Annotated in this window: 18 protein-coding genes and 1 riboswitch; of the genes, 7 read left to right on the forward strand and 11 right to left on the reverse strand. The window is 33.4% G+C overall.

The window, feature by feature from the left end:
* Positions 1-66 precede the first annotated feature (66 nt).
* Genes IW18_RS06995 through IW18_RS07005 form a run of 3 tightly spaced genes read left to right on the forward strand, consistent with a single transcriptional unit; the run spans position 67 to position 3970 of the window.
* Positions 67-1308: a hypothetical protein gene (locus IW18_RS06995; RefSeq protein ID WP_084607928.1), complete on the forward strand. Its 1242-nt coding sequence runs from the start codon at positions 67-69 to the stop codon at positions 1306-1308.
* A 56-nt stretch (positions 1309-1364) separates the two neighbouring features.
* Positions 1365-2525 carry a porin gene (locus tag IW18_RS07000; RefSeq protein WP_041516878.1) on the forward strand — a complete coding sequence of 387 codons (1161 nt, stop codon included), beginning with the start codon at positions 1365-1367 and terminating at the stop codon, positions 2523-2525.
* Between the two features lie 14 nt (positions 2526-2539).
* Positions 2540-3970: an anion permease gene (locus IW18_RS07005; protein WP_041516879.1), complete on the forward strand. Its 1431-nt coding sequence runs from the start codon at positions 2540-2542 to the stop codon at positions 3968-3970.
* On the opposite strand, the gene IW18_RS07010 is transcribed toward IW18_RS07005, so the two are convergent.
* A complete protein-coding gene (locus IW18_RS07010; protein ID WP_240475537.1) occupies positions 3967-4281 on the reverse strand; it encodes a GNAT family N-acetyltransferase in 315 nt (104 codons plus the stop codon). The two genes, IW18_RS07005 and IW18_RS07010, sit on opposite strands and share 4 nt — an antisense overlap.
* A 296-nt stretch (positions 4282-4577) precedes the next feature.
* Here IW18_RS07010 and IW18_RS07015 point away from each other — a divergent pair, with 296 nt between their 5' ends.
* Positions 4578-5237 (forward strand): YqiA/YcfP family alpha/beta fold hydrolase, encoded by a 660-nt coding sequence (locus IW18_RS07015; protein WP_041516880.1) that lies wholly within the window; start codon positions 4578-4580, stop codon positions 5235-5237.
* A 231-nt stretch (positions 5238-5468) separates the two neighbouring features.
* Here IW18_RS07015 and IW18_RS07020 read toward each other — a convergent pair whose 3' ends face one another.
* Complete coding sequence (locus IW18_RS07020; protein ID WP_041516881.1) at positions 5469-5984, reverse strand: hypothetical protein; 516 nt, start codon at positions 5982-5984, stop codon at positions 5469-5471.
* A gap of 166 nt (positions 5985-6150) precedes the next feature.
* Between IW18_RS07020 and rpmH the strand changes: the two genes are divergently transcribed.
* Positions 6151-6312: a 50S ribosomal protein L34 gene (rpmH, locus tag IW18_RS07025; protein WP_008464848.1), complete on the forward strand. Its 162-nt coding sequence runs from the start codon at positions 6151-6153 to the stop codon at positions 6310-6312.
* A gap of 145 nt (positions 6313-6457) precedes the next feature.
* Complete coding sequence (carB, locus tag IW18_RS07030; RefSeq protein WP_041516882.1) at positions 6458-9313, forward strand: carbamoyl-phosphate synthase large subunit; 2856 nt, start codon at positions 6458-6460, stop codon at positions 9311-9313.
* A 53-nt stretch (positions 9314-9366) separates the two neighbouring features.
* On the opposite strand, the gene yiaA is transcribed toward carB, so the two are convergent.
* From yiaA to IW18_RS07055, 5 genes are all read right to left on the reverse strand, one after another.
* The gene (yiaA, locus tag IW18_RS07035) at positions 9367-9777 is read right to left on the reverse strand and encodes an inner membrane protein YiaA (protein ID WP_041516883.1); all 411 of its coding nucleotides are present in this window, start codon (positions 9775-9777) and stop codon (positions 9367-9369) included.
* Positions 9778-10049: 272 nt separating this feature from the next.
* The gene (locus IW18_RS07040; protein ID WP_041516884.1) at positions 10050-10586 is read right to left on the reverse strand and encodes a DUF4252 domain-containing protein; all 537 of its coding nucleotides are present in this window, start codon (positions 10584-10586) and stop codon (positions 10050-10052) included.
* A 1-nt stretch (position 10587) separates the two neighbouring features.
* Positions 10588-11115, reverse strand: coding sequence for a DUF4252 domain-containing protein (locus IW18_RS07045; protein ID WP_041516885.1), 528 nt, complete (start codon positions 11113-11115; stop codon positions 10588-10590).
* 16 nt (positions 11116-11131) lie between these two features.
* On the reverse strand, positions 11132-11590 hold the full coding sequence (locus IW18_RS07050; protein WP_041516886.1) for a hypothetical protein: 459 nt from the start codon (positions 11588-11590) through the stop codon (positions 11132-11134).
* Entirely contained in the window at positions 11577-12086 is a 510-nt protein-coding gene (locus IW18_RS07055; protein WP_041516887.1) for an RNA polymerase sigma factor, read from the reverse strand. The genes IW18_RS07050 and IW18_RS07055 overlap by 14 nt, the downstream gene beginning before the upstream one ends.
* Before the next feature lie 160 nt (positions 12087-12246).
* Here IW18_RS07055 and IW18_RS07060 point away from each other — a divergent pair, with 160 nt between their 5' ends.
* The gene (locus IW18_RS07060) at positions 12247-13725 is read left to right on the forward strand and encodes a S41 family peptidase (protein ID WP_041516888.1); all 1479 of its coding nucleotides are present in this window, start codon (positions 12247-12249) and stop codon (positions 13723-13725) included.
* Between the two features lie 58 nt (positions 13726-13783).
* Here IW18_RS07060 and IW18_RS07065 read toward each other — a convergent pair whose 3' ends face one another.
* From IW18_RS07065 to IW18_RS07080, 4 genes are all read right to left on the reverse strand, one after another.
* Positions 13784-14815: a YncE family protein gene (locus IW18_RS07065; protein WP_041516889.1), complete on the reverse strand. Its 1032-nt coding sequence runs from the start codon at positions 14813-14815 to the stop codon at positions 13784-13786.
* A 3-nt stretch (positions 14816-14818) separates the two neighbouring features.
* Complete coding sequence (locus IW18_RS07070; protein ID WP_041516890.1) at positions 14819-16654, reverse strand: TonB-dependent receptor plug domain-containing protein; 1836 nt, start codon at positions 16652-16654, stop codon at positions 14819-14821.
* Between the two features lie 27 nt (positions 16655-16681).
* Positions 16682-16893: riboswitch (cobalamin riboswitch) on the reverse strand.
* Between the two features lie 67 nt (positions 16894-16960).
* Complete coding sequence (cobC, locus tag IW18_RS07075; RefSeq protein WP_041516891.1) at positions 16961-17497, reverse strand: alpha-ribazole phosphatase; 537 nt, start codon at positions 17495-17497, stop codon at positions 16961-16963.
* Positions 17482-18279 (reverse strand): adenosylcobinamide-GDP ribazoletransferase, encoded by a 798-nt coding sequence (locus IW18_RS07080; protein WP_041516892.1) that lies wholly within the window; start codon positions 18277-18279, stop codon positions 17482-17484. The genes cobC and IW18_RS07080 overlap by 16 nt, the downstream gene beginning before the upstream one ends.
* Between the last annotated feature and the right edge of the window lie 70 nt (positions 18280-18349).

Here is an 18349-nt window from a genome sequence, read left to right on the forward strand (position 1 = left end):
CATGTTGGACATTGTCTGTTTTTTCATACCTTAGTAAGCGTATTCTGAAATTAACGAATTATTAGTATGAAAAAGACTGTCTTATTTTTTGCTATTTTAATGACTGGGCTGTTTAGTCAATCGATATTGTCTCAAACAGATGATGAGCCGGTAGCTTTGGGTTTGCCGGGCGATAACCTTAATTTATATGCAGTTTTGGATATTTTTCAAAAATCTAAAACATTAGAAGATTTTGAGAAAGTGCTAAATGAACAAGATAGTAAGGTCAATAATTTAGATTTAAATGATGATGGTCAAATCGATTATATAGAAATCGATAGTCAAAAGGACGGAAATACACATGCAATTATTCTTCAGGTTGCAGTAAGTGCTACAGAAAAACAAGATGTTGCGGTAATTGAAGTTACAAAAGATAAAAAAAATAATATACATGTTCAGATCATTGGAGATGAAGATTTATATGGAAAAAACTATATAGTAGAACCTTCAGATGCTGCTGTTGGAACACCAAACCCCGGATATAAAGGAGATGCTACCGTTATTGTAAATAATAATACAACCAATAATTATAATACAACAACAACGACAAGTCCTAGTTACGTAACTACAAGTGTGAGTGCGTGGCCAGTAGTACTATTTTTGTTTTCTCCAATTTATGTAGCCTACAGATCTCCTTGGCATTGGGGATATTATCCTCCATATTGGCGTCCTTGGCGTCCGGTTTATTACCATGATTATTGGGGATATCACGGGCATTATTATCGAAATAATTACTATCGAAGAACAGCTACGATAAGAAATCCAAGATATTATAATACATATTCATCAAGAAGAAATACATCGGTCGTAGTTAGAAACAACCGAGCAAACGGACGTTATAATACAACATATAATGGAAGAGATTATAAAAGGCCAGCTCCTGTAACCTCTACAAGACCAACCAGACCATCTACAACCAGACCAGTGACGCGCCCAACAAATCCATCAACCAGACCGGGAGGAACAACCAGACCAGTTACACGCCCAACGAATCCAACCACAAGACCTGGAGGAACAACAAGGCCAGTAACGCGACCAACAAATCCTGCGACTAGACCAGTTACACGCCCAACCAATCCTACAACACGTCCGGTAACTCCGGCAGTACGACCAACAACGCCAGTAACTCGTCCGGTAGCTCCAACGACTCGTCCAACAACACGTCCGGCGGCTCCCGTAACAAGACCTGCTCCGGCTCGTCCTGCAACAAGTCCTGCCGCGGGTAGAGGTGCAGCAGCACCACGAGGTGGAAGAACATCCGGAAATTAAATATGAATTTTAAATAAAGGATTAATATATTTTTTAAATTTTTGTTTAAGAAGCTTATGAGGAAAACTATACTTATTAGAATCGTTTATCTATTTTTAATAACACCTTTTTTTCTACATGCACAATCTGCAAAAGATACTGTAAAAGTTGTGTTGAAAGATAAAGAGAAAGAAGTAGCATATCCGCAATTTCAATTCAAAGGTCTTTTTCAAGCGCGATTTTTAGAAAGCCTTGTAGATGATGTAGATGTTTCTGGTGTACAACATACATCAGGAGAAGTTGTAAGAAGTTCGTTTGATGTTAAAAGAATGCGTGTTGGACTTAATACAAAATTGAGCAAAGAAACCGAAGTTGTTATCTTGGTAAATTTGGCCGATTTTAAATCAGATCCTAAAACTAAAGTTCTCGAAAATGCATATGCAAAATATACCTTTAGTAAATATATTGCAGTAACTGGAGGACAATTTCGACCTGCTTTTGGTATCGAAGAATTAGTTCCTGTTGATATTATAAAATCATTCGATTTCTCGAATCAATATTACGAGTTTGGGAAAAATGGATGGACTAGTTTTCAAATTGGAGCATCGGCAACGGGAGCTTTTGATGTTGGAAAGATCCCTATAAGTTATGCTTTTTCGATCTTAAATGGTAACGGAAAAAACCAGGAAAAAGATAAGGATAACGGAAAACAATTTTCTACTAGATGGGTTTTAGGATTGTCTCAGAAATATAAAGTTAACCTAGGATTAAATGGAGGAATAGGAAAGGTGTTTACTCAGGAAGTTTTTGCTTTGGGTGCTGATATTACCGGAGATTTTAAAGTAACAGACAATTTGAGTTTTGATGTTCAAATAGAATACAAACAAGGAACCAATCATAATTTATATTTCTCCCTGCCAACAGATGCAAGAACTGCAAATGTAGCCGATTATCAAATGAGAGGTTATTATATTATGCCTAATTTTAGATATAGGGTTGATTATAAAAAACTGACTTCTTTTGAAGTATCATGTCGCTACGAATCTTTTGATACTAGTTATAAAATTGATTCCAACGTAAGACAAACTTATACGCCAATGGCGAGTTTTGAATTTGGGAAAGCGTATACAGGACGAATTTCATTAGGATTCGAAATCGACAGATACGATAAAAACATTCCAGATACATCAACTTATAATGATAACTTATTTTTAATTCAGTTTCAGTGCAGACTTTAATCTAATTTTATTTTATGAAAGAAGTAAAAATCCCTCAAACCTTAATTACTCTGGCAGTTGGAATCGCAATTTGGTTCATTCCTGCTCCCGAAGGAGTAAAAGTAGAAGCGTGGCATTTATTTGCCATTTTTGTTGCTACAATTCTCGGTATTATTTTAAAAGCCGCTCCAATGGGAACGATGTGTATGATTGCGATTGCCGTAACAGCATTGTCGCAAGTACTGGCTCCTGGAGAAGCAGGAAAATCAATAACACTGGCCTTAAGGGGTTTTGGAGATAAAGTAATATGGCTTATAGGAATTTCGTTTTTTATAGCCAGAGGATTTATAAAAACGGGTTTAGGAAACAGAATCGCTTTTTTATTCATTCGAATATTCGGTAAAAGTTCACTTGGACTCGCTTATGGTTTGGGACTTGCAGATTTAGTTTTAGCTCCGGCCGTGCCAAGTAATACTGCAAGAGGAGGGGGAATTATTTATCCAATTATGAAATCGATGTCAATGAGTTTTGGTTCAATGCCAGATCAGCCGGATACGCATAGAAAATTAGGGGCATACCTTACCTTAAGTAGTTACAATGCAAATTTGATTGCTTCATCAATGTTTTTAACAGGAACAGCGAGTAATCCAATGTGTCAAAAATTTGCACTTAATTTAGGAATCAAAATTACCTGGATGTCTTGGGCAATAGCAGCTATAGTTCCGGGTTTAGTAGCATTTTTTGTAATTCCATTTGTGCTGTATAAAATTTATCCGCCAGAATTGAAAAAAACAGGCGATGCTCCGCAAATTGCTGCTCAGAAGTTAAAAGAAATGGGAGCGATAACAAGAAATGAATGGATGATGTTATTGACCTTCTTTATCTTATTATTTCTATGGATGACAGGCGATTTGTTTTCAATAGATGCAACAACAACCGCGTTTATAGGTTTGGTGATTTTGCTTTTAACATCAGTTCTAACTTGGGATGACGTAAAAGGTGAAAAAGGAGCTTGGGATACTATTGTTTGGTTTTCGGTTTTAGTAATGATGGCTAGTTCTCTTAATGAACTTGGGTTTATAGATTGGTTTAGTAATTTGGTAAAAGCCGAAATTGGAGGTTTGAGCTGGCAAATGGCTTTTCCTATAATAGTTTTAGTGTACTTTTTTAGTCATTACCTTTTTGCAAGCGCGACAGCACACGTAGCGGCAATGTATGCAGCATTGCTTGGTGTTGGAGTTTCACTTGGAATTCCGGGATTGCTACTGGCTTTTATGCTTGGTTTTGTAGGGTCGCTTTACGGGACTTTAACGCATTACGGACATGGGCCTGCTCCAGTTTTCTTCGGCAGTGGTTATGTCGATTTAAAAAGCTGGTGGGTCAAAGGATTGATAACCGGATTGGTTATGCTGTTGATTTATATGGTAATTGGAGGTTTGTGGCTCCGAATTATAGGTTACTTTTAAATTCTGATTCCGGGAGGAAGTAATTCCTTGTATTCAGGATTTTTTTTAATAAATAATACAATTCTTGGATAAATAGGCATTAATTTGAATTTCTTTTCAATGATAATTTCCATGATGTTTTTGAGTAATACATCAATTGTAGTTTGATTTTCAAAACCCTCAGGTGTGTTGATCTTGGTTAAGAAAATTTTCTTTTCCTGAAAAGAGTATTCAACAGAAAGTAGTCCTTCGGGGACTATGGTTTCAAATTGTCTTGCAAAAGTATTGTCTTTGATTTCCATAGTTGTTTCAATAGGCTCCATAATAGTCATGTTTTTTTGCGGTAGGTTTAAAAAATAATAGGAAAGAACAAGTAAAAAAATATATTGCAAAATTTCTTGTTAAAAGAGTTTTGCATCATAGTTGATTGGAATACAAAGGTAATCATTTGATTTTCAATACGGAATTATTTTTTATAGATGCCCTATTTATCTCGGTTATCTATCTTTTTTGCAATTTTATAAGTCTTAAAAAACAATTGTGGTGTAAGATTTGCAGTGCACATTAGTAAAAAAAGTAATTTTAGCTAGAAATTAATTGCGGTAACCATAATTCCTTATGCAAACAAATGAGTAAGATTCCTGTATATTTTATGCCCGGTTTGGCTGCAAGTCCAGCTATTTTTGAAAGAATCAAATTAGACGAATCTATTTTTGAAATGTGCTTATTAGAATGGGAAATTCCGAAACCAAAAGAGTCATTATCAGATTATGCGCTTCGAATTGCCAAAAATATTAAGCACGAAAATCCTGTTTTAATAGGAGTTTCTTTTGGCGGAATCTTAGTTCAGGAAATGGCAAAACATATTCAAACCCGAAAAGTTATTATTATTTCGAGCGTTAAATGTAATTCTGAATTCCCGCGAAGAATGAAAATTGGAAAAACCACAAAAGCTTACAAGTTGATTCCGATGAAGTTGATTTTGAATATTGAAAATCTTGCAAAATATTCTTTTGGCGAAAAAGTCAATAAACGTATTAAATTGTACGAGAAGTTTTTAGCCGTACGCGATTTAAATTATTTGCAATGGGCTGTAGAATCAGTGATTCTTTGGGATAGAACCGAAATTGATAAAAATGTTATCCATATTCACGGAGATCAGGATGATGTTTTTCCTATAAAGTATATTAAGAGTTGTATTTTAGTAAAAGGAGGAACTCATATTATGATCTTGAATAAATATAAATGGCTGAATGAGAATTTGCCTTCGATCATCTTGGAGGACTAAAATTAAATTTTTAAATTCCAAATTCTAACTTTTTGAGCATTTTGGCGCAATCTTGTCATTTCGACTGAAAGGAGAAATCACACAAGTTAGTCGATAAAGATTGGAAAAATACTTTGCGGAGTTTCGAGTGTGATTTCTCCTTTCAGTCGAAATGACAAACTGTAGGTGCAACACAAAAAATCCCAAACTCTTTTGGAATTTGGGATTTTTAATATTGTAATTTAAAGAGGTTTAGATCTTCTTCATTTGCTCTTTCATCATTGTGATTTGCTCTTTCAGCATTCCTTGTTTGTCTAATTTCTTCGCTTCGTTAAGTAAGTTAGTCGCTTCAAGTTTTCTTCTGCGTGACATTGCAACTCCGGCAAGGTTAAGTTTAGCTACGGCTAAATCCATATCCATAGATAATCCAAGTTCGATTGCTTTCTTGAAATGTTTCTCAGCTTGGTTGATATTAGTTTGAGATAACATAATTCCGTGTAGGTAATTAAAGTACCCTTGTTGTTTTCTTACTAATGCCGCTTCTGGGTTTTTAATGTATGATAGCCATTTTTTAGCACCTTCAAAGTCTTGTTTTCTTAATTTAAGGAAAGCTAAAAGGATAAATTCGTTTTTAAAGTAAAGAAATATTGGAATTGCGGTTAATAATATAAGGAAGATTCCGTTCCCGATATTACTTTCTGTAAATTGCCAAACGCCTGCAACTACAAGAAGTCCGGCCAAAATAAGTTTAATATTTTTATGAAACATAATAGATGTATATTTGTGATTGCAAATATAGTAAAATGAATTAAAAATATTTTTATTAAAGTACTTGCCAGAAAAAAAAGTCTTTGTATATTTGCACTCGGTTTTGGAATAACGATATTCAAAAACAGAAATAAGATATTAGACACCATTTTAAAGATACAAAGCAATGAGCAAAAGAACGTTTCAACCATCGAAAAGAAAAAGAAGAAATAAGCACGGATTTATGGACAGAATGGCTTCTGCGAATGGAAGAAAAGTTCTAGCGCGTAGAAGAGCAAAAGGAAGACATAAATTAACTGTTTCTAGCGAGCCTAGACACAAAAAATAATGTTTGTATAAACATACATAAGGCGATTACTTTTTTAGTATCGCCTTTTTTTATACCTTGTCGGTAAAATATTTGTAACATTCTAGTTTCTAAAGCACTGTGAATGTTTTTTGAATACATATAATAACTACACAATACATACAAAATGCCTAAAGACACATCAATTAAATCAGTTTTAATAATAGGTTCAGGACCTATTGTTATTGGTCAAGCTTGCGAATTTGATTATGCAGGATCACAATCTGCACGTTCTATTCGTGAAGAAGGAATTGAAGTTATTTTGATAAACTCAAATCCAGCGACTATTATGACCGACCCTACAATGGCGGATCATGTATATTTGAAACCTTTAACGACAAAATCGATTATTGAAATTCTGAAAGAACATCCACAAATTGATGCTGTTTTGCCTACAATGGGTGGTCAAACTGCATTAAACTTATGTTTGGAAGCAGAAGAAAAAGGAATTTGGCAGGATTTTGGAGTAAAATTAATTGGAGTTGATGTAAACGCGATCAATATTACTGAAGATAGAGAGCAGTTTAAACAACTTTTAGAAAGAATTAATGTACCAACTGCACCTGCAAAAACTGCTACTTCATACTTAGAAGGAAAAGAAATTGCTCAGGAATTTGGTTTCCCGCTAGTTATCCGTCCATCTTTTACACTTGGAGGAACTGGAGCAGCAATTGTTTACAAAAAAGAAGATTTTGATGAGCTTTTAACTCGCGGACTTGAAGCTTCTCCAATACATGAAGTTTTAATTGATAAAGCTTTGATGGGTTGGAAAGAATATGAGTTAGAGCTTTTAAGAGATAAAAATGATAATGTTGTAATCATTTGTTCAATCGAAAATATGGATCCAATGGGAATTCATACAGGAGATTCGATTACAGTGGCACCAGCGATGACATTATCAGACACAACTTTCCAAAAATTACGTGACTATGCCATCTTAATGATGCGTAGTATTGGAAATTTTGCAGGTGGTTGTAACGTACAATTTGCAGTTTCGCCAGACGAAAAAGAAGATATCGTAGCTATCGAGATTAATCCTCGTGTGTCTCGTTCATCAGCTTTAGCATCAAAAGCAACAGGTTACCCAATTGCTAAAATTGCTTCTAAACTTGCTTTAGGATACAATCTTGATGAATTGCAAAACCAAATTACAAAATCAACTTCGGCTCTTTTCGAACCAACTCTTGATTATGTAATTGTAAAAATACCACGTTGGAACTTTGATAAATTCGAAGGAGCTGACAGAACTTTAGGTCTTCAGATGAAATCTGTTGGTGAAGTTATGGGAATTGGACGTTCTTTCCAGGAAGCATTACACAAAGCTACTCAATCTTTAGAGATTAAGAGAAATGGTTTAGGTGCTGATGGAAAAGGATATAAAAACTACGAAGAGATTATCGAGAAACTAACTTTTGCAAGTTGGGATCGTGTTTTTGTAATTTATGATGCAATCGCAATGGGAATTCCGTTGAGCCGTATTCATGAAATCACAAAAATCGATATGTGGTTCTTAAAACAATATGAAGAGCTTTATACTTTAGAAAAAGAAATTTCGAACTATAAAATCTCAAATCTTCCAAAAGAACTTTTGCTTGAAGCGAAACAAAAAGGTTTTGCCGATAGACAAATTGCTCATATGGTAAATTGTTTAGAAAGTGAAGTACATACGTTACGTATGGATCAAAATATTAACCGTGTATTTAAATTGGTTGATACTTGTGCCGCTGAGTTTAAGGCAAAAACACCTTATTACTACTCAACTTTTGAGGCCGAAATTGAAAAAGCAAATGGTGAGCGTTATGTAGATAACGAAAGTGTAGTAACAGACAAAAAGAAAATTATAGTTCTTGGTTCTGGACCAAACAGAATTGGACAAGGAATTGAGTTTGATTATTCTTGTGTACACGGAGTTTTGGCCGCAAAAGAATGTGGTTACGAAACGATCATGATCAACTGTAATCCTGAAACGGTTTCGACTGATTTTGATACAGCTGATAAATTGTACTTCGAACCAGTTTTCTGGGAACATATATACGACATCATTCAACATGAAAAACCAGAAGGTGTAATTGTTCAGTTAGGTGGGCAAACTGCTTTGAAACTGGCTGAAAAATTATCTAAATACGGAGTGAAAATCATCGGAACTAGTTTTGATGCACTTGACTTAGCTGAAGATAGAGGGCGTTTCTCAGACTTATTAAGAGAATTACATATTCCTTTCCCACAATTTGGAATCGCTGAAACTGCTGACGAAGCTTCTGCTTTAGCAGATACTTTAGACTTCCCATTATTGATTCGTCCTTCTTATGTATTAGGAGGTCAGGGAATGAAAATTGTAATCAATAAAAAAGAACTTGAAGAGCACGTTATCAACTTATTGAAAACGATTCCTGGTAATAAATTATTGCTGGATCACTATTTAGCCGGAGCAATTGAAGCAGAAGCTGATGCAATTTGTGATGCTGACGGAAATGTGTACATTATAGGAATTATGGAGCATATCGAACCTTGCGGAGTTCACTCTGGAGATAGTAATGCTACTTTGCCTCCTTTTAACTTAGGAGAATTCGTAATGCAACAAATTAAAGATCACACTGTAAAAATTGCTAGAGCGCTGAAAACAGTTGGTTTAATTAATATTCAGTTTGCGATAAAAGACGATACAGTTTATATTATCGAAGCAAATCCTAGAGCATCTAGAACTGTACCATTTATTGCAAAAGCTTACGGAGAACCTTATGTAAACTACGCTACAAAAGTAATGTTAGGACATAATAAAGTAACTGACTTTGATTTTAATCCGCAATTAAAAGGATATGCGATCAAACAACCAGTTTTCTCTTTCAGCAAGTTCCACAATGTAAACAAAGCATTAGGACCAGAAATGAAATCGACAGGAGAAAGCATCTTGTTTATTGATGATTTAAAAGATGATCAATTCTACGAGTTGTATTCTAGAAGAAAAATGTATTTGAGTAAATAATCTCAAATCCTGATATAAAAAAAGCTCCAAGTAATTGGAGCTTTTTTTTATATTTATCTATTTATATCTTCACTTTGAGTAAGAGCCATATTATCTCTTGTATTTTTTTGTACAGAAATAGCGCCAAACAAAGCTAATAAAAATGCAAATGCATAGAAACCTTTTTCACTTGGTAAAATAGTTGCATTTATTAATCCGATAGTTAATAAAGCAATAGATAAAATGGTTCCGAACCAGCAAATCCCGTAGTAAATATTTGTTACAGGAAGGTTTTCAAGTCTGTCTCTGACACTTTTTTGTAATGATACTACACCAAATAAACCAAACATTAGAACGGTGAAATAATACCCTTTTTCATTTAATAACATTTCTGCTCTAGCAAGACCAACTATAAATCCAACTGTTCCAGCTCCAAGAGCTACCCAAGATGCCGCAATAAAGGCGACCGAAGTTTTTTGTACCATATATATTAATTAATTAATTTTTCGAAAATATTAGTGAATTTGGCTCACTAAGTCAGTTTGTTGTCTAATTTTTATAAGCCCAAAATATGTTTTCTCTTTTATTTTTGAATTATTCTTGTTTAGTAATTTAATAAAAAGTGTTGCAAATGTAGTTAAATTCTTTCAAAATAAAATTAATATTAAAATTGTACGGTATAATTTTTAAAATATTTGTGAAATAAAAAAGCTCCAATTAATTGGAGCTTTTTTGATTTAAAGTAAGATTGATGATATTATTTAACCAATTCCTGTAAAGGTTTTAATTGTTCCATGTCGATTTTTGATTCTTTTAAAACAGAAATTATAGTCATGATGTTATTAGGATTCATGTTTTCGCCTAATACACGTACAACCGCAAAACCGTTTTCTTTTCTGTTGGCAAAAACGATAAACTCTTTAATGTTATCATCAGTACCAATGTAGCTAATAGAAGCGCCATCTTTACCTGAACCAATAGACATTAACTTTTGGTATGTAGGATCTTTTAGAATCGCTTTTACCTTAGCTCTTTCTGTTTCAAACTGAGCTTGGTTTTTATCATTAGCTTTAAAAGCTAAGATATTCATTTTGTCGAATGACTTTAAAGCTTCATTTTGCTCTGCCGATAATTTGGCTTTATCTAAGTTTAAAATACTAGACGAAACATCAAGAGCAATAAAATCTTTATTGTTCGTATTTTCTACAAAATACTTTTGCAATGAAGGTTCAGATTTGCAACTAATTAAAGTTACTAAAACTAAAAGTGCTGAGGTAAAAACGCTTATTTTCATCTTATTTTTTGCCTTTAGAGGCTTTTTTTAAGTCAGAACCACCAGGAAGTTGCATTTTGTCTGTTAGAACTGAAATTTCGTTTAAGTCAAAATTTCCGGTTAGAGAAAGTAAAACAGTTTCGTCGTTTTTTGCGCCATCAACAAACATTAGTAATTCTTTAATTTGTGTATCGCTTGCGCCTGATTTTACCAATATACGAACATTTTTTCCGCTGTCATTAACTCGCATTAATTCTTCTAAACCGGCAGATTTTACATATTTGTCTGCAGAAGCTTTCATGTCTGCTTCAATTTTAGGATTCTTGGTTGTAAACACTTTTAAGTTGTCTAATTTTTTGATTAGAGCAATGTATTGCTGTGTATCTTTATCAGCATTATCAGCTTTCACTTTGCTCATTAAATCGAACATTTTTTTGTTTACAATTACAGATGTTACATCGTCCTGACCATCAAATTTGTCAAATGCCCCTTGAGCATAAAAAGTTGTGGTAACGAATGCTAAAACTAGTGTTATGATGAAATTTTTCATTTTTGATTGATTTTAATTACTGTTTAAAAATTTTGTTTTTTGATTGTTGATATTCTTGAATGTATTGTACACTTTCGATACCTACATTCACGTTGTTTGATAATAAGGCCAAAGCTTTTTGCGTTGCAGCAAGTGCTTCTTCCGGATCATCGTAGGTTCCTAGTTCTGATTGCGCTACAGCTTGAGCTGCATTTTTTTCGCTCACAAAAAAATAGGTTCCAATTCCTAGTAAAACAACAATTGAAGCTGCAATTGATAACCACGCTACATTTCGTTTTTTAGCTTTTAGTGGTATCTCCTGAGTCGATTTTTGTTCTTTTACCTGAGAGAAATAACCAAACATTGGTTTGTATTGTTCTAAATGCTGCGCAACATTTGATGAAGAAAAATATTCTTTTAATTGATTTTCTTCGGCAATACTTGTTTCTCCCTGAAAGTATTTTTCTAATATATCTTCTATTTTATTGAATTCCATAACTGTGTGTGTTAACCATTGATTCTCTTATTTTTTTTCTCGCTCTCGAAAGTGCTACCCGAATAGCCGTTTCGTTCATGTTGACAATTTTCGCAATTTCATCAAATTCATATTGTTCAACATCGCGTAACTGAATTAGTATTTGTAGTTGTTCAGGCAACTGACTTATTATTTTTTCAACCCAAGCTAAACTGTCCGAATCTTCGAGTTTTTTATCCAAATGAGGCTCACGATCTGTGAAATTATTATGAACGATTTTTAGATTTCCCGCTCTTTTTGATTTAAGTTGATCCAAACAATAATTTTTAGTCATTGTCATTGCAACTGCTTCAATATTATTATAAGCGTCTAAATTATCTTTCTTATTCCATAGTTTAACCATTACTTCCTGAGTAGCATCTTCAGCCTCTTCGGTACTGGTTAATAAACGTTTTGCCAGACGAAAAACTTTGTCTTTAAAAGGATTTATTAATTCTATAAACACATTCTGATTCATAAAATCTATTGGTTAGTCGTTAGCTTATATAGTCAAGACGAGGCACTATTATTTTTGTTACAACAGGGTATGTCTTTTTTATTAAAAAAAACATAAAAAAATAATTATTGTTAAAACTAAAGATACTATTTTTACGTTAATACTACATAGATACTGCTATATGAAAACAATATTAAAGAGTGTACTGTTATTATTTTTGCTTGTTTTTTCTTTGCAATCCTGCGAAGATCAGGACGATGTAGAGTCTCCGGCTGATTTGCAGGTAAAAGATTTTGTTTGGAAAGGTTTGAACCAATATTATTTGTGGCAGGCAGATGTTCCTAATTTAGCCGATAATCGTTTTAATAGTCAGGAAGCCTTAAATTCGTTTTTAAGAGGTTACGCAAAACCAGAAGATTTGTTTCAGGATTTATTAAATAAACCCATTAGTAAATTTCCAAAAGGTCAGGCAATTGATCGCTTTAGCTGGATTGTAGATGACTATACCGTTTTGGAACAAGAACTACAAGGAACTTCAAAAAATGATGGTGTTGATTTTAGATTAAGTTATAAGCCCAACAGCACTACAGAACTAGTAGGTTATGTTCGATATATTTTGCCTAATTCTAATGCTTCGACAAAAGACATTAAACGTGGTGATCTTTTTACTGCTGTAAACGGAACGCAACTGACAGTTTCAAATTATCAGGCTCTTTTAGCGGCTGATAGTTATACCTTAAATATGGTTACTTTTAACGCGACTACTTCAACTTTTGAGTCGAATGGAAAAACTGTAGCATTAGTAAAAACAACATTAGACGAAAATCCTATTTTTATAAATAAAGTAATTACGTCAGGAAGTCATAAAATAGGTTACTTAATGTATAATGGTTTTTATGCCAATTACGATGCGCAACTTAATGCCGCTTTTGCAACTTTAAAATCACAAGGTATTACTGATTTTGTTTTAGATTTAAGATACAACGGAGGTGGTTCTATACAAACTGCAACACGTTTGGCAAGTATGATTACGGGTCAGTTTACTACTAAAGTTTTTGCTAAAGAAAAATGGAATGCAAAAATCAATGATTATTTTGAGATCAATGATCCTGAATCTTTAAATAATAGGTTTGTCGATAAAATAGACGGAGCAGCAATTAATAGTTTAAACTTAACCAAAATCTATATTCTAACAACAAGCGGAACGGCTTCTGCAAGTGAATTGGTTATTAATGGTTTAGTTCCTTATATTTCGGTAGTTCAAATAGGGGAGACAACAACGGGTAAAAATGTAGGTTCTATTACATTATATGATTCTCCAACTTTTGGAAAAGCAGGAAGAAATCCAAATCATAAATATGCAATGCAACCTTTAGTATTGAAAATTGTAAATGCATCTGATTTTGGCGAATATACTAATGGTTTACCACCAACTTTTGAGCAATTAGAGCGCATTACTAATCTTGGTGTTTTAGGAGATGCATCTGAGCCATTATTAAATGTAGCGATTTCTAAAATTACGGGATCAACCTCTAAGAAAACACAATTGGATCAAGGTATTGCTTTAAAAACTTTTACGGATTCTAAAGCACTCAGCGGAATTAAGAATCAAATGTATCTGGAAAAAGCTCCTGAGGGACTTTTAAGATCACTTAAATAAAAAAAAGGGCTTTCAGAAATGAAAGCCCTTTTTAGTTAAAAAGAATCCAAAAACCATTCTAATTATTATTTGAGTAAAAACCATTTGGTCCTTTACCAGCGGTTAAAGTTTTTAATACAGTTCCAGTTGAAGAATAAACAGTAACAGTTCCGTCAGATGTAAATGCATTTGCATCTCCAGAATATATTTTACCATCAATTACACCAAAACCATAAAAAGTAGACCAGCTGCTGTCTTTAACTGAAAATAAAGCTTTGTCAGAAAAAGCCGTTGCAGTTAAGTTAATAGCGTAAACTTCAGTTGCTTGAGTGTAGTAGATCTTATCTCCATCAATATCCATGTTTAAAGCACTTTTTGTTGCAGTTGCTTCAAAAGATGTTGCAGTGTCTGTAGAGGTATTGATTTTAGAAAAGGTATTTTTTGTACTAGTTCCAGACAATACATAAACGCTTCCGTTTTTTTCTTCGATAGAATTAATTCCATTAGCAAGCGTAATAGTTTTAGAAACAGTATTGCTTGCTGGGTTAATTACAGTAACATCAGTTCCGCTTCCGTAAGCTGCATTTGTTACATATAGTTTTCCGTTTGCAGCAACAATTCTCTCAGCAGTTTTGTTTAAAGGAATAGAGGCTATGTAAGCAAAAGTTTTAGCATCATAAACAGTTACTGCTTTTGAAATAGAATTAGTTACATACAATTTATCGTTTAAAACAACGCTGTAACGTGGGTTTTGAAGTTTTTCAGTAATAGTACCAAGGCTTTTAAAAGTATAACGGTTTACAACTTCTACTTCGTTTGAATTGTTTACAACAATAAAAGCTTTTTCGTTACTAAAACTCATTGATTGTGCTACATCACCAAGAACCATTGGAGTGTTAACTAATTTGAAAATATCATTTTGAAAAGTATTCAAATCGTTCGAAACAAAAGAGACAGAAGCATTTGGAGTTCCAAAATTCCCTTCATTTAAAATAAGTACCCCATTGTCATATGCACCAAGAGGAGCGTCGTTGTTATCATCATCGTTACTACAAGAAGCAAATAAAAATGCAGATGCAATAATTCCTAAATAAAGATTTTTTAGTTTCATGTTTTAATAATTAAGGTTTAAATAAATGGTTAAGTTTCGCCCGGGCATATAGCGACTAGGCAGCGCTTCATATTTTTCGTTCCAAAGATTGGCAGCTTTAACCCCAATTTTGAACATGTTTTTTTTACTAAAATTATAATCTACTCCAATGTTCGAAACATTATAAGCATCCAGAATGTCTTTTGGATTATTATCTGAAGTTGTAAAAATTTCTCCCGTAAACATTACCTGATAATAGGCCGAAAGTTTTTTGTAATAATAAGACAATGAACCAGTAAGTTTATGATACGGAACATAAAACAACTGTTTGTCTGTTTTATCATCTGTTGAAACCGTGTAAGCATACGTTCCGCTAAAATCAAAAGTGTGTTTGTTGAATGATTTTTGCCATCCTAAGAGTGCTTCGGCACCATAAATTGTTACTTTGTCTGTGTTTTCAGGCGACCAGTTTCCGGAGTTATTAGGCAACCAGCGAATCATATCTTTAATTTTCATTCCGTAAGCCGTAACCGTCAGTCGAAAATCTTTATATTTAAAATCATTTCCTATTTCAGCCTGATAAGAACTTTCTGGTTTTAAATCAGGATTTCCGCTTCCTGTCCAATACAAATCATTAAATGTTGGAATCCTGTAATTTCTGGATACATTAAATTTGAGCTGATAGAAATCTGAAAAGTTATATCTTGATCCGGCAGAAAATAGAACAGGACTTTTATATACATCAGAAACTTCTTTTCTGGCACTCAGTTCATAATTCCATTTTTCAGTAAGCGTATGTTTCCATAAAATACTTGCACCGCCAATTTCGCGACTGCTTTTGCCAATTCCAGAACCAACACCATCATTTTTAGTATAATCTAAAATAGTACTGATTTTCATTGTAGAAGACAACGAATAATCAAGATCATATTTCCCAATAAAACTTTTAACTCCGCCAGAAGTAAAACCATCAAGATTTATATCTTCAAAATAATTGTAATGTTCTGAGATGTAAGCAAGTCTTAAATTAGATTCGAATTTATTAAACGAACTAGTCCAGGTTAATAAATTTCGAGTATTATAATCCTCGTATTTGGTTTTGGTAGCATTAGGAGATGTTAACGAAAAATGACGCTCACCATCGTATATTTCGCTATAAAATTTAATACTGTTTTTGTTATTTATTTTATATCCAACCGCAGCATCAAGTGTATTATTGTAGTATTGTCCGTTTGTGTTCCATACATTTTGACCTACAAATTTAAAGTCATTGTCAGAACTGTTTCTTGTAAAACTAGCGTCAAAACTCCAATTTTTAGTAGCAGCCGTAAGACCATAAATAGCACTTATAGTATTAAACTCTCCGTAATAGATTTGGAAATCGTTTTTGAAAGTATCAGTAAATTTCAAATCATTATTTAAATGAATTGTTCCACCAATTGCTCCACTTCCGTAAACAATACTTCCCCCGCCGGCTTTCACATCAATAGAATTAAAACCTCGAGTCGAAATCGTATTAAAATCAGTTTGTCCTAAAAGTTGAGAGTTAATGTTTATTCCATTCCATACCACCACAGTTTGTTGAGATGTTGTACCTCTAAACGATGGAGAAGAAGTCATACCAAGACCATTTTCTTTAAAATAAATTACAGTATTGTAATTTAAAAGAGAAGTAAGCGAAGATTGGTTTTTATTAATGATAGAATCATTTAACCTTTGTATCGATTGTGTATTGGCGAAATTCTTAAGATTATTATCAGAAACGATAACCTCTTTAAGTTTATTAATAGAATCGTTTTGCGCCGAAACAATGTGGCACATTAAAAGAAAGAAAAAAGCAAAACGTTTTTTTAAAGTCATAATTTCTACACTCTTTTTCCCGAGAGCTCGATATTAGTTACAAAGGCAGGTCTCCTGGCTTGCGTCTTGTTGTTTACCTTCCCATTCGCCGGGGCGAGCAGTGGTTTTGTAGATAACAACAAGCATACTTTTTAGAACAAAGCTTACAGTTGCGGGTACAGCTCAAGAATTTATTATACTTGATTCCCTTTTAATGTGTTTTTTTAAATTGTAACACAACCTTAATTTCGTGCAAAGATAAAGTTAAAATTATCGAATTTTCAAATTTGTTTCACATTTAAAAGCAAATTCTAAACAAAATGGTCTTTAAGCCTCAATTTTGATGACTTGTCCAAAATCTACTTTATTGTTAAAAGCATCTTTTAGCGGTAATAAAGTATGATGACATAATATGCTTCTAATAACTCCTGCATGAGCAACGATAACAATTGTTTTTGCTGAATTTTTAGAAATTAAATGGGAGAAAAAATTCCCAACTCTTTCGTGTAGTTTAATAAAAGATTCGCCGTTTGAAGCAGGAAGATTTACAAAATCTTCCATCCACGGATTAAGTTGGTCAGGCGCAATATCATTCCAGTTTTTCATTTCCCAGTCGCCAAAATTCATTTCCATTAATCGATCGTCTATTTCGAACGAAATGGTTTTTGTTTTATTTTGAATGTAATTTGCCAACATCACACAGCGCTTTAGCGGACTGGAAAAAAGTATTATTTCTGAAGGTAATTGCAAAACAATGTTTTCAAAAATACTTTTAAAAGGTTCCCTTAAACCGACATCTGATTGACCGTAACAAATACCTTTTTCGCAAATGGTTTCTGTATGGCGAACTAAATAAATTTCCATATAAAAAGAATACTTAAATAATAAACAACTTCGCAGACTTGTTGCGTTGCGCCCAAGCAATCTCCGGTGTAACCATCAATCCATTTTTGAAAATATCGGGCTAAGAAAAAACGCGAGATAAAAACCGGAACTAACGCAAAAAGAAATTGATAATGAAAATAAGAGAAAGCAAACAACGGAATTAATCCGAAGAGAAATGAACCAAAAATCTCTTTCCAAGTGTGATTTTTTGCAATAGGTTTACTTTTGCTCGTAGCATCATCTCTGGAATATTCATGTGTAAAAATTATCGAAATTGCAGCCAATCGGCTCAAAGCGTGTGCAGAGATAAATAAAAGAAATACTTGAAGAATTGCAATAGAATTGTCCGCCTTAAAAATTAAAATCGATTCAGATAGTAATTTAAATTTCAATAAAAATAATAAAACAATACCAATTGCTCCATAAGCACCAATGGCACTATCTTTCATGATTATTAGAATTTTTTCTTTAGTCCATCCTCCGCCAAAACCATCACAAACATCTGCAAAACCATCTTCGTGAAAAGCACCAGTGGTAAGAACAGAAATAACAAGGGCAAAAATCACCGCTATTTCTGTTGATAGAAAAAGTGAAAAAAGATAGAATGCCAAAAAAGAAATACTTCCAACAATCCAGCCAATTAAAGGGAAATATCGTGTCGCCTTGTTTAAATAATCTGGATGATGATCGATGTTTTTTGGACAAGGAATTCTAGTGTAAAACATCAAAGAAGTGAAGAAAATATGTAGTTCTTTTTTCATTTAAAAGTTAATTTTTGGTTCAGTTTTGTCATTGCGAGGAACGAAGCAATCTCACTGATAATTTGATAAA

The organism is Flavobacterium hibernum (genome assembly GCF_000832125.1).
GTDB lineage: Bacteria > Bacteroidota > Bacteroidia > Flavobacteriales > Flavobacteriaceae > Flavobacterium > Flavobacterium hibernum.